The 21943-nt window shown below is 73.6% G+C and carries 19 protein-coding genes and 1 tRNA gene; 12 read left to right on the top strand and 8 right to left on the bottom strand.

Annotated features, from left to right (window positions below; genetic code table 11):
* Nucleotides 1–101: 101 nt before the first annotated feature.
* From BLASA_RS03330 to BLASA_RS03345, 4 genes are all read right to left on the bottom strand, one after another.
* A complete protein-coding gene (locus BLASA_RS03330) occupies nucleotides 102–1373 on the bottom strand; it encodes an IS110 family transposase (RefSeq protein WP_014373933.1) in 1272 nt (423 codons plus the stop codon).
* Nucleotides 1374–1660: 287 nt separating this feature from the next.
* Complete coding sequence (locus tag BLASA_RS03335) at nucleotides 1661–3202, bottom strand: carboxyl transferase domain-containing protein (RefSeq protein ID WP_014374599.1); 1542 nt, start codon at nucleotides 3200–3202, stop codon at nucleotides 1661–1663.
* Nucleotides 3199–4410 carry a CaiB/BaiF CoA transferase family protein gene (locus BLASA_RS03340; RefSeq protein WP_014374600.1) on the bottom strand — a complete coding sequence of 404 codons (1212 nt, stop codon included), beginning with the start codon at nucleotides 4408–4410 and terminating at the stop codon, nucleotides 3199–3201. The genes BLASA_RS03335 and BLASA_RS03340 overlap by 4 nt, the downstream gene beginning before the upstream one ends.
* Before the next feature lie 84 nt (nucleotides 4411–4494).
* A complete protein-coding gene (locus BLASA_RS03345) occupies nucleotides 4495–5832 on the bottom strand; it encodes an SLC13 family permease (protein WP_014374601.1) in 1338 nt (445 codons plus the stop codon).
* Between the two features lie 144 nt (nucleotides 5833–5976).
* On the opposite strand from BLASA_RS03345, the gene galU reads away from it, so the two are divergent.
* The 6 genes from galU (at nucleotide 5977) to BLASA_RS03375 (ending at nucleotide 10912) form a co-directional block, all read left to right on the top strand.
* Nucleotides 5977–6897, top strand: coding sequence for a UTP--glucose-1-phosphate uridylyltransferase GalU (gene galU / locus BLASA_RS03350; RefSeq protein WP_014374602.1), 921 nt, complete (start codon nucleotides 5977–5979; stop codon nucleotides 6895–6897).
* A gap of 112 nt (nucleotides 6898–7009) precedes the next feature.
* On the top strand, nucleotides 7010–8434 hold the full coding sequence (gene glp, locus BLASA_RS03355; RefSeq protein ID WP_014374603.1) for a gephyrin-like molybdotransferase Glp: 1425 nt from the start codon (nucleotides 7010–7012) through the stop codon (nucleotides 8432–8434).
* Between the two features lie 10 nt (nucleotides 8435–8444).
* Entirely contained in the window at nucleotides 8445–9077 is a 633-nt protein-coding gene (locus BLASA_RS03360; protein ID WP_041776069.1) for a GNAT family N-acetyltransferase, read from the top strand.
* A 191-nt stretch (nucleotides 9078–9268) separates the two neighbouring features.
* Nucleotides 9269–9979 (top strand): hypothetical protein, encoded by a 711-nt coding sequence (locus BLASA_RS03365; protein ID WP_014374605.1) that lies wholly within the window; start codon nucleotides 9269–9271, stop codon nucleotides 9977–9979.
* A 79-nt stretch (nucleotides 9980–10058) separates the two neighbouring features.
* A tRNA-Ala gene (locus tag BLASA_RS03370) sits at nucleotides 10059–10135 on the top strand.
* A gap of 132 nt (nucleotides 10136–10267) precedes the next feature.
* The gene (locus BLASA_RS03375; protein WP_014374606.1) at nucleotides 10268–10912 is read left to right on the top strand and encodes a ScbR family autoregulator-binding transcription factor; all 645 of its coding nucleotides are present in this window, start codon (nucleotides 10268–10270) and stop codon (nucleotides 10910–10912) included.
* Nucleotide 10913: 1 nt separating this feature from the next.
* Here BLASA_RS03375 and BLASA_RS03380 read toward each other — a convergent pair whose 3' ends face one another.
* Nucleotides 10914–11816 (bottom strand): ScbA/BarX family gamma-butyrolactone biosynthesis protein, encoded by a 903-nt coding sequence (locus BLASA_RS03380; protein WP_014374607.1) that lies wholly within the window; start codon nucleotides 11814–11816, stop codon nucleotides 10914–10916.
* Between the two features lie 190 nt (nucleotides 11817–12006).
* Here BLASA_RS03380 and BLASA_RS03385 point away from each other — a divergent pair, with 190 nt between their 5' ends.
* Nucleotides 12007–12504, top strand: a complete 498-nt coding sequence (locus BLASA_RS03385; protein WP_014374608.1) for a DUF4396 domain-containing protein — start codon at nucleotides 12007–12009, stop codon at nucleotides 12502–12504.
* A gap of 7 nt (nucleotides 12505–12511) precedes the next feature.
* On the opposite strand, the gene BLASA_RS03390 is transcribed toward BLASA_RS03385, so the two are convergent.
* On the bottom strand, nucleotides 12512–14047 hold the full coding sequence (locus BLASA_RS03390; protein WP_014374609.1) for a dolichyl-phosphate-mannose--protein mannosyltransferase: 1536 nt from the start codon (nucleotides 14045–14047) through the stop codon (nucleotides 12512–12514).
* A 52-nt stretch (nucleotides 14048–14099) separates the two neighbouring features.
* Here BLASA_RS03390 and rsmI point away from each other — a divergent pair, with 52 nt between their 5' ends.
* Complete coding sequence (gene rsmI / locus BLASA_RS03395; protein ID WP_014374610.1) at nucleotides 14100–14963, top strand: 16S rRNA (cytidine(1402)-2'-O)-methyltransferase; 864 nt, start codon at nucleotides 14100–14102, stop codon at nucleotides 14961–14963.
* A gap of 63 nt (nucleotides 14964–15026) precedes the next feature.
* Here the strand turns inward: rsmI and BLASA_RS03400 are convergent, their stop codons facing one another.
* A complete protein-coding gene (locus BLASA_RS03400; RefSeq protein WP_014374611.1) occupies nucleotides 15027–15950 on the bottom strand; it encodes a DUF559 domain-containing protein in 924 nt (307 codons plus the stop codon).
* 176 nt (nucleotides 15951–16126) lie between these two features.
* The gene (corA, locus tag BLASA_RS03405; RefSeq protein WP_014374612.1) at nucleotides 16127–17236 is read right to left on the bottom strand and encodes a magnesium/cobalt transporter CorA; all 1110 of its coding nucleotides are present in this window, start codon (nucleotides 17234–17236) and stop codon (nucleotides 16127–16129) included.
* A 175-nt stretch (nucleotides 17237–17411) separates the two neighbouring features.
* Here corA and BLASA_RS03410 point away from each other — a divergent pair, with 175 nt between their 5' ends.
* From BLASA_RS03410 to BLASA_RS03425, 4 genes are all read left to right on the top strand, one after another.
* A complete protein-coding gene (locus tag BLASA_RS03410) occupies nucleotides 17412–18044 on the top strand; it encodes a hypothetical protein (RefSeq protein WP_014374613.1) in 633 nt (210 codons plus the stop codon).
* Nucleotides 18045–18183: 139 nt separating this feature from the next.
* Nucleotides 18184–19983 (top strand): methionine--tRNA ligase, encoded by a 1800-nt coding sequence (gene metG, locus BLASA_RS03415; RefSeq protein WP_014374614.1) that lies wholly within the window; start codon nucleotides 18184–18186, stop codon nucleotides 19981–19983.
* Nucleotides 19980–20888: a TatD family hydrolase gene (locus BLASA_RS03420; RefSeq protein WP_014374615.1), complete on the top strand. Its 909-nt coding sequence runs from the start codon at nucleotides 19980–19982 to the stop codon at nucleotides 20886–20888. The genes metG and BLASA_RS03420 overlap by 4 nt, the downstream gene beginning before the upstream one ends.
* 88 nt (nucleotides 20889–20976) lie before the next feature.
* Nucleotides 20977–21816 carry a hypothetical protein gene (locus tag BLASA_RS03425; RefSeq protein ID WP_041775581.1) on the top strand — a complete coding sequence of 280 codons (840 nt, stop codon included), beginning with the start codon at nucleotides 20977–20979 and terminating at the stop codon, nucleotides 21814–21816.
* The last annotated feature ends 127 nt before the right edge of the window (nucleotides 21817–21943 follow it).

The raw sequence follows: 21943 nt of genomic DNA on the forward strand, positions 1-21943 counted from the left end.
CGAAAATGACTGACCCGAAAATGACTGGGGTACGGGCGAACGGAACCGACGGCTCGGCCTTGGGGCTGCGCCGAGTCGGGGACGGGCGAACGCTTGTGGGGTTAGGCGGCTGGGGTGAGGGTGACGGTGTAGCCGAGGGCTTCGAGCTGGTGAACGTGAGCGCGGCGTCGCCGGTCGGGGTCGGTTCGTTTGGCGTGGAAGTCCGAGCCGAGGTCGACGAATCGGGCGTCGGGATCAGACAGCAGATGCCAGATGATCACCAGCATGGAGCGGCCGACGGCGACCATGGCCTTCTTCCCGCCGCGGCGGCGGGCCAGGCGGCGATATCGCTCACCGAGGAAGGTGTCGGTCTTCGCCGCGCCGGCGACGGCCTCGCCGATGACTTTGGCCAGGTAGCGGTTTCCGTGGCCGGTGCTGCCGGCGCCCTTCTTCTTGCCGGCCGATTCCTTGGTGCCGGGGGCGAAGCGGGCCCAGGCGCACAGGTGCCCGTCGGTGGGGAACCGACTCATGTCCAGGCCGATCTCGGCCAGGATTGCGCTGGCGGCGACGCGGCCGATGCCGGGGATCTCATCGAGCTTCGCCACCGCGTCGGTGAAAGGGGCGACCATCTCCTCGATCATCACCTCGAGCTCGGCGATGTCGGCTGAGAGGCCGTCGATGCGGGCCAGCATCGTGGTCAGCAGCCGGGCGTGGTGATCGGTGAAGTAGCCGGTGAACGCCTCTTCCAGGTCGGTGAGCTTGGCGCGCATCCGGCCCCGGGCCAGCGCGGCGAGCACCTTGGGGTCGCGGGTGCCGGCGATCAGCGCGGCCAGCATGTCCCGCCCGGAGGCGCCGAAGATGTCGCTGGCCACCACCGACAGCTTGATCTGTGCGTCTTCGAGCAGCTTCTCCACCCGCTGCTTCTCCGCGGTACGCACCTCGACCAGATCGGCGCGGTAGCGGGTGACATCGCGCAGCCGGCGGATCTTCGGCGGAGGCACGAAGCTGGGCCGCAGCATGCCGCGCTCGGCCAGCTTGGCCAGCCACACCGCGTCCAGCTTGTCGGTCTTGGGCCGGCCGGGCAGGTGCTTGACGTCGCGGGCGTTGACCAGCTTCGGGTTCAATCCGCGGGCCTCGAGCAGGTAGTACGGCGGCTTCCAGTAGTCGCTGGTGGCCTCCATGACCACCTCGCTGACGCCCAGCCCGGCCAGCCGGTCGGCCATCACCAGCAGTGAGCGGGTCATCGTGCGATAGGTGACCACCTCCTGCATCCGCTTGCCCGGCCGGGTCGGATGCGGCACCCGCACACAGCACACCAGCTCGGCCTTGCCGATATCCAGCGCCGCCACCCGGGCGACGATCTCCTCGACCTGTTGATCTTCCTGAAGCACCATGACCTCCTCGCTCTCACCGACCCCTCGGGGGGCCGCCCGCGAGGACTGCTGGGCAGGACGAGCAATCTGATCCGCGTGCTCGAAGCGACAAGGAAGCGCCCACGGCGCAGCCCTCGGCACCCTGCTGGCTCACGACCTCCCACGATCAGGGACAACCGGCGTCGGCGGGCGACCCGACACACATTTTCAGCGCGGAACGCGCGGCCGCCAAGGCCAAGGATGCTGGCTCAGCGCCGACCGTGAGCCAGGAACCCTGATGACCAGGAGACCTGATCATCGGGGCGCCCTCAGCGGCCGAGGTGGCGGTACCGGTGCAGCCGGGTGCGGAAGCGCTCGGTGTCGTCCCGGCCGAGCAGACCGGCCAGCTCCTCGCCGAGCACCCGGCCCAGCCGCAGGCAGAACTCGGTCGGTTCGTCGGCGGCATCGGGCCGCTCCGGCACCACCCGGTCGACGATGCCGGCCCGCCAGAGATCGGTGGCCCGTACTCCCTGGTCGGCGGCCATCTCGCCGGCCCGGTCCACGGTGCGGTGCACGATGGCCGAGGCGCCCTCCGGCGGCAGCGGGCCCAGCCAGCCGTTGGCCGCGGCCAGCACCCGGTCGGCCGGCACCAGGGCGAGCGCCCCGCCGCCGGTGCCCTGCCCGAGCAGCACCGCCAGCGTCGGCGCCTTCAGCACCACCAGGTCGTGCAGGCAGCGGGCGATCTCCCCGGCCAGCCCGCCCTCCTCGGCCTCCCGCGACAGCGCCGCGCCGGGGGTGTCGATCAGGGTCACCAGCGGCAGCCGCAGCTCCGCGGCCAGGTGCATGCCGCGCCGCGCCTCGCGCAGGGCCGCCGGGCCCAGCGGCACCGACAGCGACTGGCCCCGCCGGTCCTGCCCGAGCACGACGCACGGGGCGCCGCCGAACCGGGCCAGCGCGAGCAGCAGCCCCGGGTCCTTCTCACCGGCCCCGGTGCCCGAGAGCCCGACGACGTCGGTGGCGGCGGTCCGCAGCAGCCGCCGCACGCCCGGGCGGTCCTCCCGTCGCGACGCGGTGACGACGTCCCAGGCGGTACGCCCGTCTGCACCGTCCACCCCGCCCAGCCCCGCGTCGGTGCCGTCCTCGGGGGTGGGCCGCTCGGCGTCCCGGACGTCGAGGTGCCAGGTCTGCCGGGCCGAGAGCACGCGCAGCGCGCGGTCGGCGACCTCGGCGATCTCCCCGTGCGGGACGACGGCGTCGATCAGGCCGTGCTCGGCCAGGTTCTCGGCGGTCTGCACCCCCTCGGGGAACGGTTCGCCGTAGAGGGCCTCGAACACCCGCGGGCCGAGGAAGCCGATCGAGGCGCCGGGCTCGGCGATGGTGACGTGCCCGAGCGAGCCCCAGGAGGCGAGCACGCCGCCGAAGGTCGGGTGGCGCAGGTACACCAGGTAGGGCAGTCCGGCCTCCTTGTGCCGGGCGATGGCCGCGGTGATGCCGATCATCTGCAGGAAGGCGACCGTGCCCTCCTGCATCCGGGTGCCGCCCGACACCGGTGCCGCGAGCAGCGGCAGCCCCTCGTCGGTGGCCCGCTCCACCGCGGCGATCAACCGCTCGGCGGCGGCCACGCCGATGGAGCCGGCGAGGAAGCCGAACTCGCCGGCGACGACGGCCACGCGCCGGCCGCGCAGCCTCCCCTCGCCGGTGATGATCGACTCGTCCTGCCGCGACTTCTCCTCGGCCGCCGCCAGCTCGCGCGCGTAGCCCTCCGACACGTCGGGGCGGACGACCGGGGAGTCCCACGACGTCCACGAGCCCGCGTCGAGCACGAGGTCCCGGAGCGAGCGTGCGTCGAGCCGGGCGGGCTTCCCGCTCACGTGGACGACCCGTCCAGCCAGGCGCGGATCGCGTCGCCGTCGGCGCCGAGCACCGGGGGGGCGGCGTGGTCGCGGCGGGTCGTCTCCGTCTCGCCGTCCGGACCCGGCGCGAAGAACCGCAGCGGCGGGCCGGGCAGCGACACCCGGCCGAGCGTGGCGTGGTCGACGTCGACCCGCAGGCCCTGGGAGAGCGCCTGGTCCCAGCCGTAGACCTCGTCGATCGAGCGCACCTTCCCCGAGGGGATGCCGACCGTCGCGAGCCGGGCGAGCAGCTCCTCGGCCTCGATGTCGGCGAAGGCGCCCTCGAGCAGGGCGATCACCTCCTGGCGGTGCTCCACGCGGTCGCCGTTGGTGCCCATCCCGGGCGCCTCGGGGTCGAAGCCGAACTCGGCGCACAGCTTCCGCCACAGCGAGTCGTTGGCGCAGGCCACCTGGACGCTGCCGCCCTTGCAGTGGAACAGGCCGTACGGCGCGATCGAGGGGTGGTGGTTGCCCTGCGCGCGGCCCACCTTCCCGGCCACCGTCCACGCCGTGCCCTGGAAGGCGTGGACGCCGACGATCGCGGCGAGCAGCGAGGTGCGCACCACCTGCCCGCGGCCGGTCTTCTCCCGCTCCATCAGCGCGGCGAGCACCCCGTAGGCGCCGTACATGCCGGCCAGCAGGTCACCGATCGGGACGCCGACCCGCTGCGGGTCGTCGGGCCCCGAGCCGGTGAGCGACATCAGCCCGCCCTCGCCCTGGGCGATCTGGTCGTAGCCGGCCCGGCCGCCCTCGGGGCCGTCGTGGCCGAAGCCGCTGATCGCCAGCGTCACCAACCGCGGGTTGAGCTCGGCGAGGACGTCGGTTCCGAACCCGAGCCGGGCCAGTGTGCCCGGGCGGAAGTTCTCCATCAGCACGTCCGCTCGGCGCAGCAGTTCGGTGAGCGTCGCCTTGTCGGCCTCGTCCTTGAGGTCGAGGGTGATCGACTCCTTGTTCCTGTTCGTCGACAGGAAGTACGTGGACTCCCGGTCGCCGGCCATGTCGTCGCCCGCCCCACCACCCCCGGGCCACACGAACGGCGGGCCCCAGCCGCGGGTGTCGTCCCCGCTGCCCGGGCTCTCCACCTTGATCACCCGGGCGCCGAGGTCGCCCAGCATCATCGCGGCGTGCGGCCCGGCGAGGGCGCGGGTCAGGTCGACGACGAGGACGCCGTCGAGAGGTCCGGACATGGCAGTCTCCCTGGCTCAGTGCCCGCCGGCTCCGGCGGCGCACGCGGAAAGTGTCTCAGCGTTGAGGTAATTTCGGTAGGCGGGTCACAGCCAGCCCGGGACGACGAACACCAGCCACGCGAGCAACGGGCCCACGGCGACGACGATCGCGGCGTAGCCCAGGATCTGCTTGTAGAAGCGGTCCTTGTCCACGTCCTGCGCGGCGGCCAGGACCAGCGCGCCGTTGGTCGAGAACGGGCTCACGTCGACGATGGTCGAGGCCACGGACAGGGCGACCACCACACCCACGGCGCTGATCTCCCCGGACTCCAGGAACGGCACCGCGAGCAGGATGGCGACGCCGATGATCGCCGTCGACGACGCGAACGCCGACACCACGCCGCCGATGTAGGCCAGGAGGAGCGCGATCACCAGCGGCACCCCGAGCCCGATCACGGCGTCCCCGACGTAGTCGATCGTGCCGGCTTCCTGGAGCACGAACACGAAGGTCAGGACGCCGGCGATGAGGAGCACGGTCGACCAGCTGATCTGGCTGACCGCCCCCTTGTGCTGCGTGGCCGAGAACAGCGCGAGGACGACGGCGACGGTGATGGCGACGAAGCCGATGTCGAGATCGAACACCAGGGCCAGGACGGCGACCACGACCAGGCCGACGAGCGTGAGGATCTGCTCGAAGCGGACGGGCTCCGGACGGTCGGGGTGGATGTGCTCGTCGTCGTCCCCGCCGACGGCGGGGCCCGGCGCGGCGCCGTGACCACGGACCACCGTGCCGTGGACCTGCTCGGCGTGCGGCACCGGCTGCGCGGCGACCTTCCGGCCGATGAGCTTGCGCCCGCCCAGCAGGAAGAACAGCACCAGGGCGATGGCGATGTTGAAGAACAGCGCCCCGAGGAAGACGGCGAGCGGGCTGCCCGGCAGGCCCTCGCCCTCGACGATGGTGTTCACCGTGACGCCGTAGACGCTGATCGGCGAGAAGCCGCCGCCCTGGGCGCCGTGGATGACCATCATCCCCATCAGCAGCGGGCTGATGTCGTGGCGCGCGGCGAAGGTGAGCGCGATCGGCGCGATGATCGCCACCGCAGCGGGGGAGAGGGCGCCGATCGCCGTGAGCAGCGCGGTGACGAAGAACATGATCCAGGGGATCGCCGCGACGTGGCCGCCGACGAGCGTCACCGCCCCGCGCACCAGCAGGTCGACCGTGCCGTTGTTCTGCGCTATCGCGAACAGGTACGTGACGCCGATCAGGGTCAGCACCAGCTCGGCGGGGAACCCGGTCAGGATGTCGTCGGTGCTGAGGCCCACCGAGAGGGTGCCCACCACGAAGGCGGCGACGAAGGCGAGCGCACCCATGTTGATGGGCAGGAAGGTCGCGATCGCGAAGATCACGACCAGCGCGATGATGGTGACGATCTCGGGTGACACGGGCGCTCCCGCGGCGTCGGTGGATGAGGTCGGCCACACTCTGTCAGTGACCGGCCGGTAGCGCCCGCCGGTCGTGGTGGCGGCTGCGGCACCGCTCGGGGTCGCGCGCCGGGTCGTTTCCGCCGGCCTCGCTAGGCTGCCCGCATGTCGATCTCCAGCAGCCGTCCGGCCCGGAAGGCGGTCATCCCCGTCGCGGGGATGGGCACCCGGTTCCTGCCGGCCACCAAGGCGGTGCCCAAGGAGCTGCTCCCGGTCGTCGACCGGCCGGCACTGCAGTACATCGTCGAGGAGGCCGCCCGCGCCGGCCTGCCCGAGGTCCTCATGGTCACCGGCCGCGGCAAGGCGGCGATCGAGGACTTCTTCGACCGCACCCCGGAGCTCGAGGCGGCGCTGGAGAAGAAGGGTGACGCCGCCCGCCTGGCGGCCGTGCACGAGTCCACCGAGGTCGCGCAGGTGCACTTCGTGCGCCAGGGGGAGGCCCAGGGCCTGGGTCACGCGGTGCTGCAGGCGGCCGCCTTCGTCGGGGACGAGCCGTTCGCGGTCCTGCTCGGTGACGACCTGATCGACGCCCGCGACCACCTGCTCGAGCAGATGCTCGCCGTCCAGGCCGAGCACGGCGGCTCGGTGATCGCGCTGCTCGACGTCGGCCGGGAGAACATCGACAAGTACGGCGCCGTGGCCGTGGAGCCCACCGCCGACGGCGGCGACGTCGTCGCGGTCACCGGTCTGGTCGAGAAGCCGCCGGTCGAGGAGGCACCCAGCAGCCTGGCGATCATCGGCCGCTACGTGTTGGCGCCGGAGATCTTCGAGGTGCTGCGGGAGACCGCTCCCGGCCGCGGCGGGGAGATCCAGCTGACCGACGCGCTCGCCACGCTGGTCGAGCGCGGCCGACCCGTCCACGGGGTGGTCTTCGGCGGTCGCCGGTACGACACCGGGGACAAGCTCGACTACCTCAAGGCGGTGGTCCGGCTCGCCGCGGAGCGCGACGACCTGGGGCCGTCGTTCACCGCATTCCTGCGCGACTTCGTCACCGAGCTGCCCGCCGAGGGCGCGTCGTCGTCCTGACCGGCGCCCGCGAGGGCACGATCGGACGGCGGCGCGTGGGAGGTCCCCGTCCGGGGCCGGCGCTGCCGCAGGCAGCGGTGCCGGCAGAGGGCACGGCGGGACGGTGGTGAGGATGTCCGGGCAGAGCGACAACGGCGGCAGCGGCGGCGGAGGGTTCCGGAGCCATCGGGACACCGCCCAGGTCGACATGCCCATGGCGCCGCCCCGTCGTCCCGGTGCCGGCGTGGCGCCCGCCGCCCCCTCGGTGCCGGTTCCCGCGCTCACCGGGCCGGTGCCCCTGCCGGCCGACGGCCGCTCGGACGCCTCGCCGCTGGTGCGCACCGTGGAGCGGCACCTCGACGAGATCCTCGCCGCCGTGCCCCAGCCGGACGCCATCGAGCTCGCCGTCCTCGACGCGCAGGGGCTGCTCTGCGCCGAGGACGTCGTCAGCCAGCGGGCCCTGCCGGCCTTCGACCAGGCGGCGCTCGACGGCTACGCCGCACGGGCCGACGACGTCGCCGCCGCCACCGTGGCGCAGCCGGTGGAGCTGGCCGTGGTGGGGGAGAGCGTCGCGGGGGCCAGCGCGCCGTCGTCCATCGGGCCGGGTCTCGCGCTGAAGGTGGCCGCGGGCGCCATGCTGCCGTCGGGCGCCGACGTCGTCGTCCCGGGCGTCTGGACCGACCAGGGAACGGTGCGGGTCGCGGTGCAGGCCGGTCCGCCGGCCGGCAGCTACGTGCGCCGGACGGGCGACGACGTCGCACCGGGGGATCCGGCCGTGCACGTGGGCACCCCGATCGGTCCCGCCCAGATCAGCCTGCTGGCGGCCGTGGGACGCGACCGGGTCCTCGTCCGGCCCCGGCCCCGGGTCGTGGTGCTGAGCGCCGGCACCGAGCTGGTGGACGTGAGCGCCACCCCGTCGCCCGGCCAGGTGGTCGACGTCAACAGCTACGCGCTGGCCGCGGCCGCGCGGGACGCCGGTGCAGACGCCTACCGGTGGGGCATCCTCCCCGGGGACCCCCGCCGGCTGACCGAGGTGCTGGAGAGCCAGCTGCTCCGCAGCGACCTGCTCCTGATCTCCGGCACGTTCGCCAGCGGCGGGTTCGACATGGTGCAGGAGGCGTTGGCCGGCCTGGGCGGCATGCGCTTCCGGCAGGTGGCGATGCACCCGGGCCCGGCGCAGGGATTCGGCCGGCTGGGCCGGGACGAGGTGCCGGTCATCTGCGTGCCCGGGGAGCCGGTGGCCGCGCTGGTGGCCTTCGAGGTCTTCGTCCGGCCGGCCATCCGGCTCATGCTCGGCAAGCGCCAGCTGTTCCGTCGCACCGTCCAGGCGATCGCCGGCCAGCCGCTGCTGTCGCCGCTGGGCTACCGCCAGTACCTGCACGGCACCGTGATGCGGCACCCGGACGGCGGCTACGTCGTGGAGCCGGTCGGCGAGGCCACCGACGCGCTCCTCGCCCGGATGGCCCGCGCCAACTGCCTGATCGTCATCGACGAGGACGTCACCGAGGTGGCCGCCGGCGGGCTGATCACCGTCATGCCGCTACTCCTCGGTGGCTGACTTCCGCGCCGTGACCGATCCCGCTGCGCACCCCGGCTGGCCCGCCCGCCTGGCCTGGGGACCGGTGGAGCTGCACCCGCTGCGCCGGCGGGACGCGGTGGAGTGGAGCCGGATCCGGCTGGCCAACGAGTCGTGGTTGCGGCCCTGGGAACCGACGTCGACGGTCGCCTGGCACGCGCGGCACAGCCCGGCGGCCTACCGGGCGATGCGGCGCGTCGTGGCGCGCCGGGCGCGGCTGGGCACCTCGCTGCCCTTCGCCGTCCGCGTGGACGGGCGGCTGGCCGGCCAGGTGACGGTGGACAACATCGTCCGGGGCGCGCTCCGTGCCGGGTACCTGGGCTACTGGATCGATCGTTCGGTCGCCGGGCGGGGGATCGCCTCGCTGGCCGTGGCGCTGGTGTGCGACCACGCCTTCGGCCCCGTGGGCCTGCACCGCCTGCAGGCCGACATCCGCCCGGAGAACCTGCCCAGTCAGCGCCTGGTGGAGCGGCTGGGGTTCGAGCGGGAGGGGTTGCTGCGGCGCTACCTCGACATCGACGGCGACTGGCGCGACCACCTGGCCTTCTCGCTGCTGGCCGAGGACCTGCCCCGGGGCGTGCTGGGCCGGTGGCAGCAGATGTCCCCGGCGCGACCTGTCGACTGATCGGCTCGTCGGCCTAGCACGCACGCCGGCCGGTGCCCGGGCGCCGGTGGGGGACACGCCGGACGTCGTCACACCGGTCCCACAAGACTCGACGACACGCCGCGCGCCTCCCGGGTCCGGACCCCGGCGGTGCTTAACCTCGCCGGGCGAGTGACTGATGTGACAGGTGGTGTTGGGTAATGGGATCCGGCGTGCTCTTGGCCGCTCTGGTCGTGCTGTGGTTCGTCGTGCTGGTGCCCATGGTGGTGACCCGCGGCGAGGCCCAGGACGGCCGGACGGCGGCTGCCGACTCGGGGCGGACGTTGCAGCGGCGACGGACCGTCGACCCGGTGCGGCACGCCGAGACCGAGCGGGTGACGATCGACCGCGCGGTGCTGCACACCACCGGCGAGCTGACGGTCGACGTGCACGCACTGCGCCGCCGGGCGCTGGGCGGTCTCGTCGCCCTGACGCTGGCCTCGCTGGCCGGCGCGCTGCTGCTGACGCCGTGGCTGTGGATCGCCCAGGCGCTCAGCACCGTCGCGACGGTCGGCTACGTCCTCGTGCTCCGCAAGGTGGCCCGCCGCGAGCGGCTGGCCGCCCGCCGGGCCGCCCGCGCCGCCGCGCGGCAGGCCATGCGCGCCCCGGCACGCCCTGCGGCCGCGCCGGTGCCGGCCCCGGCGCAGCGGACCGCCCCGCCGGCCGCGGTGCACGAGACGGTCGCCCAGGAGGCGCTGCCCGCGCTGTCGCACCCCAGCCTCCCGCTGGCTCCGGTGCACACGCTGCGCCCGGGCCGGGTCGTGGCTGCCCGCACGCCGGCCCCCGTCGGCTGGCAGAACAGTGCGGTCGTCGGCCTGGACGACGACGACATCGGGTTCGCCGACATCGACGAGTACCAGCCACCGCGGGCGGCCAACGCCTGAGGCGTCCGCCACGGCTGCTCCGCACCCGCCCCGGTGGCGGGTCCGGAGGAGCCGGGCGGTAGTCTTCCTCGCAGCACTGGGGGCTGTGGCGCAGACCGGTAGCGCACCTCGTTCGCATCGAGGGGGTCAGGGGTTCAAATCCCCTCAGCTCCACCAGGACAGCGGCCGGCGCCGCCGGGATCTCGTTCCGGCGGCGCCGTCGCCGTTGCGCGCTCGGGCCGTCCGCGCGGTTGCTACGGCTAGGCTGCCCGGCGAGACCGGGGCAGGGCGTCCCGCAGGAGGCGGATGATGACTGAGGCACCGGTGGGCATCTCGTCCTCGCCGCGGCGCGCCCGGGGGCGGGCCAGCGACAGTGCCGCCACGCGGCAGTTGATCATCGATGTCGCCGCGCGGGAGTTCGGCGAACGTGGGTACGCGGCCACGTCGCTGAGCGACATCGTCGCCGGCACCGGGATGACCAAGGGGGCTCTCTACTGGCACTTCGCCTCCAAGGAGAGCGTGGCGATCGCGGTCGTCCACCAGATGTTCGAGACCTGGCCGGTGATGCTGGGTGAGGTGCTCGGCGCGCACGACGACGCCCTGGAGGCGCTCGTCGCCGTCACCTACGTGGCGGGGGAGCAGTTCGCCAAGGACCCCGTCACCCGGGCCTCCAAGCGGTTGATGTCGGAGTTGCCGCCGGAGGCGATGGCCAAGCTGCCGCAGCCCTACGTGGGCTGGCAGCACGCCCTGGTCACGCTGATCTCCGACGGTCAGCAACGCGGCCAGATCAACGCCGGGGCCGACCCGGTCAGCACCGCCCAGGTGATCGTGGCCAGCTTCTTCGGCATGCAGCAGGTGTCGCAGGAGCTCAGCGCCCGGCGCGACCTCAGGAGCCGGCTGGACGGGTTTTGGGCCCTCGTGCTGCCGCAGCTGCGGCCGACGTCCCCGGCCTGACCTACCCGAGGAGGACCCGGCCCCGGGCCACGGGGCCGGAGCCCTGCTCCAGGGCCACCGCCAGCGCCTGCTCGTCGGTGCCCGGCGCCGGCCCGGTGCGCACCCAGGTGGGGCGATCGAGCTCGGCGAAGCGGTCGAACGTCACGTCGATCCCCGCGAGCGCGGCTCCGCTGCCCGCCCGGGCGGCCGCTGCGGTGAGCACGGCGTCGATCAGCAGCATGCCCGGCAGGTGGTCGACCTCGTGGTCGAAGAAGGTGGGGTCGGCGAGGTCGACGAGGACGCGCGAGCGCTCCACCCCGGCCTGGGTGCGGCGGTCCGGGCCGGCGTCCCGCGGACTCGGGACCGGTCGCCCGCTGCCGGCGGTCGCGTGGTCCCGAGCGGAGGCGCGCAGCCGGTCGTAGACCCGGCGCGGCACCGAGGAGTAGTCGGCCTCGGCGGTGGCCCAGAGGTCTCCGCCGTGGCGGATCTCCACGGCCAGCACCGCACCGGCCGGCCGACCGACCCGGTAGCGGGGGGTCGGCTCGACCGTGGTCACCGTGCGGTCGGGTGCCGTCTCCCCGAGTGCGGCGACGGGCGCGGCCAGGCGCACCGCGATCCGGTGGAAGATGAACTGCTCACCGACCGGGATCCCCAGCTGCAGGTGGGCCAGGCAGAGGCCCGCCTGGCGGATGGTCTCGGCCAGCAGCAGCAGATGTCCCGCGGTGCCGGTGCGACGGTCGTACCGCGGGTGCGCGGCCGGCCACCGGGTCGCCACCGCGGCGAGCGTCGGGGTCACCGCGGCGAAGTCCGTCACCAGGACCTCCGCGGCCGCCGCCTTGTGCACCAGGTGCTGGCCGACCGGGGACCACGGCACGGCGGCGTCGTCGGGCACGGCGGACAGCGTCGGTGAGGTGCGCGGCGGCATGGGGTCTCCCGGTGTGGACGAGGTGTGCCCCCATGGTCACCCGCCGGACGCGACCGGCCGCCGTCCGGACCATGCGCGCCGGTGGACCCGGCCGTTCCGACCCGGCGTGAGGCGCGCCGCCCACCTTGGCGCTGTACCCCCGCGGGGTATACGGTCAGGCGGTTCCGACCGCACGAGAGGAGACGGCGTCATGGAGCAGCACACCCACGGCCACGGAGGTCACGCGCCGGACGCCGGCCCGATGGAGCGCCGCGCGCTCACCCGGCTGGCGATCAGCGCCACGCTGCACTGCCTCACCGGCTGCGCCATCGGTGAGGTGCTCGGCATGGTCATCGGCACCGCGCTGGGCTGGTCCGACGGCGCCACCATCGCGCTCGCCGTCGCGCTGGCCTTCGTCTTCGGTTACGCGCTGACCATCGCGCCGGTGCTGCGTTCCGGCCTGCCGCTGCGCGCGGCCGTCCGCGTCGCCCTGGCCGCCGACACCGTCTCCATCCTGGTGATGGAGGTGGTCGACAACGGGATCATGCTGCTCATCCCCGGAGCGATGGACGCCGGCCTCGCCGCACCGCTGTTCTGGGGCTCGCTGGCGTTCGCCCTGGCCGTCGCGTTCGCGGTGACCGTGCCGGTGAACCGTGCGCTGATCGGCCGCGGCATGGGGCACGCCGTCGTCCACCATTACCACCACTGAGCGGCCGTCAGAACCACGAGGGGAACCACATCCGCCGCAGCCACTCCGCGTGCGAGAGCGGCTGCCCGGTGAGCACCGGCCAGAAGAAGACGAACGTCGCCGCCACCACCGCCACGTAGCCGCAGCTCGCCGCGATCCCGACCTGGCGGCGGAGCGGGCCGGCGTCGCGGGGGCCGAGCACGTCCTGCAGCACCAGTGCCACCGCCAGCACGAAGAACGGCACGACTGGCGCCATGTAGAAGCTGAACATCGTGCGGTCCAGGTTCACGAACCAGGTGAGCCAGCCCGCGGCGATCGCGACGGCCGCGACCACGGCCGCCGGGTCCCGACGTGCGACGATGCGCCAGAACAGCCACAGCGTCGCCGGCACGAAGGCCAGCCACAGCGTCGGCGTCCCGACCATCAGGATGTAGCGCACCACCTGCTCGCCCTGGGCGTCGACGATGCCCTGCGGGTTCCACAGCAGGATCGGCCGGCCGTTGACCAGCCAGGACCAGGGGCCGGACTCCCACGGGTGCGGGCTCGACAGGCCGCTGTGGAAGCGGAACCACTCGGCGTGCTGGTGCCACAGCGACCGCAGCGCGTCCGGGATCCACGGGAACGCGGTCCCGGGGTTCTGCTGCGCCCACGCCCTGCCCTGCGACGTCTCGCCCAGGAACCAGCCCGTGAAGCTCGCCAGATAGGTCAGCACGGGGACGGCGGCCAGCGCCCACAGCGCCCCCGGCAGCCCCCGGCGGGCCGCGGTCCACGTCGGCCGGGGAAGCCCCGCCTCCCGCCAGGCGGCGCGGTCCCAGAACAGCGACAGGACGGCGAAGAAGGCCAGGAACCAGACCCCGCTCCATTTGACCGCGCAGGCGCAGCCGAACAGGACGCCGGCCGCGAGCCGCCAGCCGCGGGGGCCGAGCCGGAAGCCGGTGCTCGCGACCTGCTGGGCCGCGCGCACCCGGGCCCGGACGACGTCGCGGTCGACCACCAGGCAGGCGACCGCGCTGATGACCAAGACCTGCAGGAAGACGTCCAGCAGGCCGATGCGGGACAGGGTGAAGGCGAAGCCGTCGACCAGCAGCAGCACCCCGGCGAACAGGCCGATCAGCGTGGAGCCGGTGAGCCGGCGGGTCAGCCGGAACAGGACGACGACGGCGACCGCCCCGGCCACCGCCGACGGGAACCGCCAGCCGAAGGAGTTGTAGCCGAACACCTGCTCGCCGGCGGCGATCAGCCACTTGCCCAGCGGCGGGTGGACGATGAAGGTGTAGCCGCGGTTGTACTCGTAGCCCCAGGTCAGCAGCTCCCGGGCCTCGGGCGGGTAGTACGCCTCGTCGAACAGCAGGTCGCGCGGGTAGCCGATGCCCCACAGCCGGACGGTGAGCGCGACCGCCCCCAGGACGGCGGCGATGATCCACGCCGTCCGCCGGTCGTCGGGCAGTGGTGGGACGACGTCCGTCCGGCGCCGGGGCGGGGGCAGGCGCCGCGTGCGCGGGGACGGCGGGCGGCGGGGATCCCCCGAGTCGCGGTCCGCCCGCTCGGGTGCCAGCACCGCCATGCCGCCAGGGTAGGTGGGCCGGGGCGGCGCCCCGCCGTGACAGGCTGGCCGGGTGAGCGGACGGCTGGTGCTGGGTGGCGCGCCCCTCGGACAGCCCGGCGACGTCGGCCCGCGGCTGCGCGCCGCCATGGCCTCCGCCGACGTCCTGGCGTGCGAGGACACCCGCCGCCTGCACCGGCTCGCCACCGACCTCGAGGTGACCCTGACCGGCCGGGTGGTCACCTTCCACGAGTCGGTGGAACGCGCCCGGCTGCCCGGGCTGCTGGACGCGCTCTCCTCCGGCGCGACGGTGCTGCTGCTCACCGACGCCGGGATGCCGTCGGTCTCCGACCCCGGCTACACGCTGGTGCGGGCCGCCATCGACGCCGGCATCGAGGTGACCTCGGTGCCCGGGCCGTCGGCGGTGACCACCGCGCTCGCCGTCTCCGGGCTGCCGGTCGACCGCTTCTGCTTCGAGGGATTCCTGCCCCGCAAGGGCGGCGAGCGGCGGTCACGGTTCGCCGGGCTGGCCGGCGAGCGGCGGACCATGGTCTTCTTCGAGTCGCCGCACCGGCTGGCCGACGCGCTCACCGACGCCGCCGCGGTGCTGGGCGACGATCGCCCGGCCGCCGTCTGCCGGGAGCTGACCAAGACCTACGAGGAGATCCGTCGCGGCGGCCTGGCCGAGCTCGCGGCGTGGGCGGCCGAGGGCGTGCGGGGCGAGATCACGCTGGTGGTCGCCGGCGCGAGCGCCGAGCCGGTGGAGCTGACCGCCGCGGAGCTCGCGGCCGAGGTCGCCGCCGAGGAGGCCGCCGGCGCCCCCCGCAAGGACGCCATCCGCGCCGTCGTCACCCGGACCGGGCTGCCGAGGCGCACCGTCTACGACGCCGTCGTCGCCGCCAAGGCCTCCTCAGCCGCCGCCGCGCCCCAGGCATAGGAGGCTTTACCTACGGCTTCCGCCCCCGATCCGTAGGCAAAGCCTCCTATACCTGGATGGGGCTCAGCCCACTCGCAGCTGCTCCAGGCGGGCGCGGTAGACCTCGAGCACTGTGGCCCGCACGCCCTCGGGGTCGCGAAGCACGTCCGCGTACGTGAAGCGGAGGACGATCCAGCCGAGCGCGGCGAGCTCCCGGTCACGGGCCAGGTCCTTGCGGCGGTCGGAGGGCGCGGTGTGGTGCTGCGCGCCGTCCAACTCCACCGCCAGCTTCACCTCCGGCCATGCTCGATCGAGCCTGATCCGGTGGGTGGGTAGCTGCACCTGGTACTGGCCGACGCTCGGCGGCAGCGAACGGTGGCGGAAGACGTTCAGGACGCCGTGGGCCTCGAGCTCGCTCCTGCAGCCGTCGGCGATGAGATCGATGGCCTGCCGCAGGCCGCGCCGGCCGGCGACGTTCGGGCGCTCGGCCAGCGCCTCGCTGAGATTTTTTGCGGTGACCAGTCCGCGGTTGCTCAGGTCCAGGGCCAGCGGACGGCGTTCCGGGAGCGGCAGCAACGGCCACGAGTCGATGACGGTCCGAGGTAGTGCCGTGACCAGGAGACCGCGTCGCTGCACGCACTGCGTGGACGCAGGGTCGAAGCGCAGCCGGCGGTGTACGAGCAGCCCAGGCGCACCGGCTCTCTTGACGCTCTGGTCCACCGTCAGGTGCAGCGGCCGATCGAGCTCGCGCAGCCCCCACACGGCCAGCGCGGTCGTGTGGCTCAGCGCCGCGGCCGGCCCCGCGTGCAGGAGAGCCGCCCGCAGAGTGGTCACGTCGTCCTCGCCGCCGTCCCGCAGCCGGTACACCCTGGGAAAGACCCGGATGAGGTGACGCCGACCGACGTAGCTGTCGAGCACCTGCCGCGGCACCCGCTCGAGCAGTTGTCGACGCGTGGCCAGCCCGCCGTGGTCGCGCACTGCGTCGCCGATGACCTTCCGCCAGTCCATGCCGGCAGCCTCGGCGATCCGACCACCCGCTCGGGGCCGATGACGCGGTCTGTGGATAAGTCGCCGGCGGCCGTCCTATGAGCCCCGCGGGGGCATAGGAAGCTATGCCTATGGATTCGGCGCCCAAACCGTAGGCAAAGCCTCCTATGCCTGGGGGCGGGGAAGGGGACGGCGGGTCAGAGCCAGCCGTTGCGTTTGAAGCCGCGGTAGAGCAGCACGATGGCGGTGACGATGACCAGCAGCACCGCCGGATAGCCCCACTTCTCGTCCAGTTCCGGCATGTACTGGAAGTTCATCCCGTAAATGCCGGCGATGGCCGTGGGGACGGCGATGATGCCGGCGTACGCCGAGATCTTCCGCATGTCCTCGTTGTCGGCCATCTGCGTCCGGGCAAGGGACGCCTGCAGGATGGAGGTGAGCAGCTCGTCCATCCCCGCGACCTGGTCGCGCACGCGGATGGCGTGGTCGAGCACGTCGCGGAAGTAGGAGCGCATCGCCTCGGGGACGACGTCGACCGGCCGCTCGGCGAGCTGCTGCAGCGGCACCTCCAGCGGCGAGACCGCCCGCCGCAGCGACAGCAGCTCCCGCTTGAGCTGGTAGAGCCGGCCGACGTCGTCGGTGCGCTGGGGGCTGAAGACCGACGCCTCGAGCTCCTCGACGTCCTCCTCCACCGCCCTGGCGACCTCCACGAAGGAGTCGACGACCAGGTCGGCGACGGCGTAGAGCACTGCGGACGGGCCGAGGCAGAGCAGTTCCCGCTGCTCCTCCAGCCGCTGCCGCAGCCCCGAGAGCCCGCTGTGCTCGCCGTGCCGGACGGTGATCACGTACCGGGGCCCCAGGAAGACCATCACCTCGCCGGTGTCGATGACCTCGCTGGTCGCCGTCAGCTCCTCGTGCTCGACGTAGGTGGCGGTCTTCAGCACCATGAACAGGGCGTCGTCGTAGCGCTCGAGCTTGGGCCGCTGGTGGGCGTAGACCGCGTCCTCGACGGCGAGGGGGTGCAGGTCGTACTCCTCGGCGATCACCCCCACCTGGGCCTCGGTGGGGGCGTAGAGGCCCAGCCAGACGTAGCCGCCGCGTTCCTCCGCCACCCCGAGCGCGTCCTCCGGACGGACGGCCTCCTGCCGGCGCCCGTCGACGTAGACGGCGCAGTCGATGACGGCGCCGGCCTCCGGTCGCCCCGCGGGTGTCCGCGGTGGCCGGCCGGCGGGCCGTGGCCGCAGCGTCGGCGGCTCGCCGGGTGCCAGTGGGAGCGGCGCGGCGGGTCTGGTGTCCCCGGTGCTCATCGCGGTCGCCTCTCCTTCGCGGTCGGTCGGTAGGACGCCGGTTGCAGCGTAGGGCTGCCCGGCGGACCCACCCGTCCCCCTCGATGGGGTGAGTGCACCCGACCGGGCGTCCAGGGATCCCCTCCACGCGCCGACCTCACCGGAGACAGCGCCCACCGGTCAGGGAGAGAGCCTCGTGGCGAGCACCGTCCTCGACGTCCGCGACACCGGCGCGCCGGCACGCGTCCGCACGTCCCGCCGGGTGCCGGTCGCCGCGCTGGCGGCGGGGTCGCTCGCCGTCCTCGAGGCCGTCGGCCTGCTCGCCACCGGACTCGCCCAGGTCGACGTCGTCCTGGCGTCCCCGATTCGCCCGGCCGGGTTGCTGATCGTGCTCGGCCTGGGCGTCCTGGCCGGCTGGATCGTGCTGTGCGGCGGTGGCGGTGCGGCGCTCATCGACGGCTCGGGCCGCCGGCTGGTGGTGATCACCTCGTCGGTCGAGCTCTTCGTCGTGTCGACGCTCGGCGTCCTCGCGGTCATGCTCCCGCTGCCGACCTGGCTGACCGGTGGCCTGCCGCTGCCCCTGCTCTTCGCGCTCGCCGTCGCGCTGCCGATCGGCAAGCTGCTCCTGTCCGACACCCCGTCCGCCCGGGAGTGGGTGCTGCAGGGGCCGCGCGTGCGCGCACGGCGGCCCGACCCGGTGGCCCACCACCGGGTGCTGTGCACTCTCACCCTGGGCGTGATCGCCCTGGGCCTGGGCGCGGTGGCCGTCGTGGGACCGTCCGACGCGGGCCTCGGCAGCCCGGCATCGAGCGTCGTCCACCAGCCCTGAGCCGGCTGTCGGTCGCCCGCCCGGGCGACCGGCTCGACCGCGCCACCATGACCCGCTCGGCGCCTCCGCCGCTCCGCTCCTCGGTCGCTGGCGCTCCCTGCGATGCTCACGACTCCGTCGCCTTCACTAGAGTCGGGCCGTGAGTGATCGGCACATCCTGACCGCAGTCGCCTGGCCCTATGCGAACGGGCCGAGGCACATCGGCCACGTCTCCGGGTTCGGCGTCCCCTCCGACGTCTTCAGCCGGTACCACCGCATGGCCGGGGACAAGGTCCTCATGGTCAGCGGCACCGACGAGCACGGCACCCCGATCACCGTCGCCGCCGACGCCGAGGGCATCGCGCCCCGGGAGATCGCCGACCGGAACAACCGGATCATCGTGGGGGACCTGCAGTCCCTCGGGCTGAGCTACGACCTGTTCACCCGGACGACGACGGCCAACCACGCCGCCGTCAGCCAGGAGATCTTCCTGGGCCTGCTGAAGAACGGGTACGTCTTCCCGAAGACGACGCTCGGCGCGATCAGCCCGTCGACCGGCCGCACGCTGCCCGACCGCTACATCGAGGGCACCTGCCCGATCTGCGGCTACGACGGCGCGCGGGGCGACCAGTGCGACAACTGCGGCAACCAGCTGGACCCGATCGACCTGATCAAGCCGGTGAGCAAGATCAACGGCGAGACGCCGAAGTTCGTCGAGGAGGAGCACTACTTCCTCGACCTCCCGGCGTTCACCCGCGCGCTCGGCGACTGGCTGGGCACCCGCAAGAGCTGGCGGCCCAACGTCCTGAACTTCAGCGTCAACCTGCTCGAGGACCTCAAGCCGCGCAGCTACACGCGCGACATCGACTGGGGTGTCCCGGTGCCGCTGGACGGCTGGCGCGACCGGCCGGACAAGCGCATCTACGTCTGGTTCGACGCCGTCGTCGGCTACCTGTCGGCCTCGATCGAGTGGGCCCGCCGGTCGGGCGACCCCGACGCCTGGCGGCAGTGGTGGCAGACGCCGGACGCGGGCGCCTACTACTTCATGGGCAAGGACAACATCGTCTTCCACTCCGAGATCTGGCCCGCCCAGCTGCTCGGCTACAACGGCGAGGGCGACAAGGGGGGGACGCCGGGCTCCTACGGCCGGCTGAACCTGCCGACCGAGGTGGTCTCGAGCGAGTTCCTGACCATGGAGGGGCGCAAGTTCTCCTCCTCCCGGAACGTGGTCATCTACGTGCGGGACTTCCTCGCCCGGTACGACGCCGACGCGCTGCGCTACTTCATCGCCGTCGCCGGCCCCGAGAACCAGGACACCGACTTCACCTGGGCGGAGTTCCTGCGCCGCAACAACGACGAGCTGGTCGCCGGCTGGGGCAACCTGGTCAACCGGTCGGTGTCGATGGCGGCGAAGAACGTCGGCGCCGTCCCGACGCCCGGCGAGCTGACCGACGACGACCGCGCGCTGCTGGCGACGACGTCCGGCGCCTTCGCGCCGGTCGGGGACCTGCTGTCGCGCAACCGGCAGAAGGCCGCGATCAACGAGGCCATGCGGGTCGTCGGCGAGGCGAACAAGTACCTGTCGGACCAGGCGCCGTGGAAGCTCAAGGAGGACCCGGCCCGCCGGGACACCGTCCTGCACACCGCGCTGCAGGCGATCAAGGACTGCAACGCCCTGCTGACGCCGTTCCTGCCGCACTCCTCGCAGCAGGTGCACGAACTGCTCGGTGGGGACGGCGTCTGGTCCGTCGCGCCGCAGGTCGAGGAGGTCACCGACCTCGACGAGGGCTCGCCGTACCCGATCATCACCGGCTCCTACGAGCAGGGCCAGGCGGTCTGGGCGTCGACGCCGCTGCCGGCGCCCGGCACGCCGCTGGCCCCGCCGAAGCCGATCTTCACCAAGCTGGACCCGTCGATCGTCGACGAGGAGATCCGGCGCCTGGAGGAGGGCGGCGAATGAGTCGCTCGGCCTCGTCCCGCGCCGATCGGCGGGGCGAGCCGCCGCCGTCGCCGGAGCCGCTGCCGGCCCCCGCCCTGGACAGCCACACCCACCTGGACATCGTCCTGGGGGAGCGCCCCGCCGACGGTGAGCACGGGGAGTGGGCGTCCGACGCGGCGGTCGACGCGGAGATCGCCGCGGCCGAGGCGGTCGGCATCCCGCGGCTGGTGCAGGTCGGTGTCGACGTCGCGTCGTCCCGGTGGTCGGCGGAGCTGGCCGCCCGGCACCCGAACGTGCTGGCCGCCGTCGCTCTGCACCCGAACGAGGCGGGGGAGGGCAGGGCGACCGACGAGGCGCTGGCCGAGATCGACCGGTTGGCGGCGCGGCCGCGGGTGCGCGCCGTGGGGGAGACGGGCCTCGACCGCTACCGCACCGGGCCCGCGGGCTGGGCGGCGCAGGAGGAGTCCTTCCGGGCACACATCCGCATCGCCAAGGACCACGGCCTCGCGCTGGTCGTCCACGACCGGGACGCCCACGAGGAGATCCTCCGCGTGCTCGAGGACGAGGGCGCCCCGGAGCACACGGTCTTCCACTGCTTCTCCGGGGACGCGGTGTTCGCGAAGGCCTGCGTCGAGCGCGGCTTCGTGCTGTCCTTCGCCGGCACGCTGACCTTCGGCAACGCCGGCTACCTTCGAGAGGCCGCGGCGCTCACCCCGCTCGAGCAGCTGCTCGTGGAGACCGACTCCCCGTTTCTCACCCCCGTGCCGTTCCGTGGGCGGCCGAACGCCTCCCGCCTGGTGCCGCACACGGTGCGCGCCCTGGCCGAGGTGACCGGCACCGACCTGGCCGAGCTCTGCCACACCCTCACTGCCACCGCCGAACGCGTCTTCGGCCCCTGGGCGGAGCAGGTCTCGCCGACTCGATGACCGCCGCCGGGCACTGCGGGCGGCGATGCGGCTGCCGACTGGAGCCAGGTCTCGGCACACGGATGCAGAAGCGATGCACACTTGTCCTGTGGGTCGTCTCATTGCGGTCGTGGTCTTCGTCGCTCTGCTGGTCCCCGGCGTGCTCCTGGCCCGTGCCTGGCAGCTGGCGGCGAACCGCCGTGCGGTCGCCGGCGGAGCGGTGGAGCTCGCCGAGCCGACGCCCGAGGGGCTGGCGACGCTGCGGCGCCAGGCGGCCCACGGACGCCGCTGGCGCCTGCTGGGCCTGGTCCTGGGCCTGGCCGGGATCGTGGCCAGCGTGGTGCTCTTCGCGGAGGCTTCGGTCTTCCTCTGGATCCCCGTGCTCTCGGTGGGTCTGCTGGCGGGGGTCCTGCTGGCCGAGGTGACGCGGCCGCGACCGCGTTGGGCGCTGAGCTCCCCGCCGCGCCGCCCGCGGCAGACCGAGCAGATCTCCGCCTGGCTGGTCTGGACGATGCGCCTGGTGGTCGCCGCCGAGCTGGCGACGGCGGGGTGGCTGTGGTCGTCCGGTGAGCTGGGGAGCACCACCGCCTGGGCGGTCGTCGTCGTGCCGCTGGCCGCCTGGCTCCTGGCCGAGGGGGCGCTGCTCCGGGCGCTGGCCCGGCCGATGCCCGCCGAGGGCGCCGACGTGCCGATCGACGAGGCGCTGCGGACGTGGACGGCGCACCTGGTGGCCGCGGCCGCGAGCGTGACGGCCCTGCTCCCGTTCGGCACGCTGCTGCTGCGCGCCGGGCTGGACCTGGGGGAGCGGGTCAGCACGAACTTCGACGTGCTGCCCGTGGCCTTCGTGGCCGGCGGCTTCTCCGCCCTCGCGGCCGGGCTGGCCGTGACCGTCTTCCTGTTCAGCTGGCTGCGGCCGGTGCGGTCGAGCGCTCCCGCGCTGGCAGGCTGACAAGCAGCCGCACTGCCCCGCTGGAGACCCTCCTACGCCGTGCGCTTGCTCACAGCAGGCGTAGGGGGTGGGAGGTCGACATCTCGGCATGTCGTCGACTCTCCGTCTCGGCGCGTCGACTGCGCGC

The sequence above is a fragment of the Blastococcus saxobsidens DD2 genome (genome assembly GCF_000284015.1).
In the GTDB taxonomy this organism is placed as follows: Bacteria; Actinomycetota; Actinomycetes; order Mycobacteriales; family Geodermatophilaceae; genus Blastococcus; species Blastococcus saxobsidens_A.

Excerpts from the sequence above, each read along its gene's own strand:
- BLASA_RS03375 (WP_014374606.1), top strand. The coding sequence starts at position 10,268 with ATGACTGAGGCACCGGTGGGCATCTCGTCCTCGCCGCGGCGCGCCCGG.
- BLASA_RS03390 (WP_014374609.1), bottom strand. The coding sequence starts at position 14,047 with ATGGCGGTGCTGGCACCCGAGCGGGCGGACCGCGACTCGGGGGATCCC.
- BLASA_RS03400 (WP_014374611.1), bottom strand. The coding sequence starts at position 15,950 with ATGGACTGGCGGAAGGTCATCGGCGACGCAGTGCGCGACCACGGCGGG.
- BLASA_RS03380 (WP_014374607.1), bottom strand. The coding sequence starts at position 11,816 with ATGCCGCCGCGCACCTCACCGACGCTGTCCGCCGTGCCCGACGACGCC.
- galU (WP_014374602.1), top strand. The coding sequence starts at position 5,977 with ATGTCGATCTCCAGCAGCCGTCCGGCCCGGAAGGCGGTCATCCCCGTC.
- glp (WP_014374603.1), top strand. The coding sequence starts at position 7,010 with ATGTCCGGGCAGAGCGACAACGGCGGCAGCGGCGGCGGAGGGTTCCGG.
- BLASA_RS03420 (WP_014374615.1), top strand. The coding sequence starts at position 19,980 with ATGAGTCGCTCGGCCTCGTCCCGCGCCGATCGGCGGGGCGAGCCGCCG.
- BLASA_RS03385 (WP_014374608.1), top strand. The coding sequence starts at position 12,007 with ATGGAGCAGCACACCCACGGCCACGGAGGTCACGCGCCGGACGCCGGC.
- corA (WP_014374612.1), bottom strand. The coding sequence starts at position 17,236 with ATGAGCACCGGGGACACCAGACCCGCCGCGCCGCTCCCACTGGCACCC.
- BLASA_RS03330 (WP_014373933.1), bottom strand. The coding sequence starts at position 1,373 with ATGGTGCTTCAGGAAGATCAACAGGTCGAGGAGATCGTCGCCCGGGTG.
- BLASA_RS03340 (WP_014374600.1), bottom strand. The coding sequence starts at position 4,410 with ATGTCCGGACCTCTCGACGGCGTCCTCGTCGTCGACCTGACCCGCGCC.